This window comes from Photobacterium sp. BZF1 (assembly GCF_014349205.1).
Lineage (GTDB): Bacteria > Pseudomonadota > Gammaproteobacteria > Enterobacterales > Vibrionaceae > Photobacterium.
Genome location: NZ_JACSOF010000307.1, coordinates 1 through 1,356 on the forward strand (window position 1 = coordinate 1; position 1,356 = coordinate 1,356).

At 47.3% G+C, this 1,356-nt stretch carries 1 protein-coding gene; it reads right to left on the reverse strand.

Translation table 11 applies throughout. The features are described from left to right. Positions 1 to 20: 20 nt before the first annotated feature. Positions 21 to 1,343, reverse strand: a complete 1,323-nt coding sequence (locus BIZ37_RS30170) for an IS4 family transposase (RefSeq protein WP_187464672.1) — start codon at positions 1,341 to 1,343, stop codon at positions 21 to 23. Between the last annotated feature and the right edge of the window lie 13 nt (positions 1,344 to 1,356).

The window sequence follows — 1,356 nt, forward strand, 5'->3', positions numbered from 1 at the left end:
TAATGCCATTCGGATAAGCGTCATCGTTTATACCTGAACGGATACTTGGGTGGCACATAGAGGACTGAACGTGGAAACGTTCGGTCCTTTCTTTTATCCGGCAGAATGAAGTGGCTGAGGGATTCACGCATCTGTTTTAGCTTAGTTGGGAGTGTCCCGTCTGGACTTAATGCTAACCACCTAAGCTGGGTATCGATAAGGTTAATTGCTGCAGTAAAGCTCACTCGCGTCGGCTTAACATTGGCATCTGCTGCTATCTGAACCATTTCCAGTCGCACTAGGTTATATGCTAGTAACACGCCCCAAATTTCTTGCTTTACTCCTGATGGGAATCGACTCCTCAGGGTTACTTCGCTTTGCAGCTGAGTTTGTTTTATCTCACCAAAGCCTTCCTCAATTTCCCAACGCTGCCAATAGATGCTTAGTAGCTCTTCGAGTTGGTACTGATTTGGGTCAATCAGAGAGGTAATAAAGCCTTCAATTTCACCCGCAGGGTCTTTGTACAGTACAAGCCTTGCCTGCCAGGTAGCAGGTAACTCAGGGTTCTTCTTTCTCGCTTGCTGGGATATTGGCATAGCGATAAGCATGTCATTACCTGCGTATTGCTCGATGACTTCATATCGTAGCTTGCGTTTTACTGGTGTTAGCCAGTGACTGTTAACCGCCGCTTCTTGCCAGCTAAGCAGCAAGTCCGCTGAGAAATAGCAACGGTCGAATAAAGTTAGCGAATTAGCAGGAACATCGGTAAGTAGACAACGCGCTAAGGTCGCCTCACCAACATTGCATGCATCAAACGCTGCGCCCAGCATCATGCGAGTTTCAGCAGCCATCAGTCCAACTAATCGAAGCTGAGGGTAAGGTTTGTAGGTCTTAGAAATGAAGCCAAATGCTTCGGCATTTTCTTCTGAGTCCGGGCATCGAAAGGTCGTGCCGTCGACAGCAAGGACATTGAGATTTAAGGCATTGTTTGGCTGAAGTGCATCCGCTTCCCATGCCGAAACGGCTGTCTTAAACAACGCGGCTAAGGGGGCCTCATCCAATCGACGTCGACTGTCCGTAAGCACACTAGGGGCAACCCTAGACCAACTATTCTCTGGTTGAGGTTGAAGTGCTAAATCCAGAGAGCTACATACTTCCTTGATGGACTTGTTTCGTTGCAAGCCCATCCAAATGACAAGCCATACGGCTTGTTGAGCCGGTAACCGGCGACGGCGGATACTCGCTTTGTTGGTACTGTGAAGGGCCTGTTCAATCCATTCCATCTCGATAGCATTAACAACAGACTCATAGTTACTACCATTATCAATCGTTTCATGCGCTTGGTTTAACTCATTAACCAACATATAAAAAATCCCT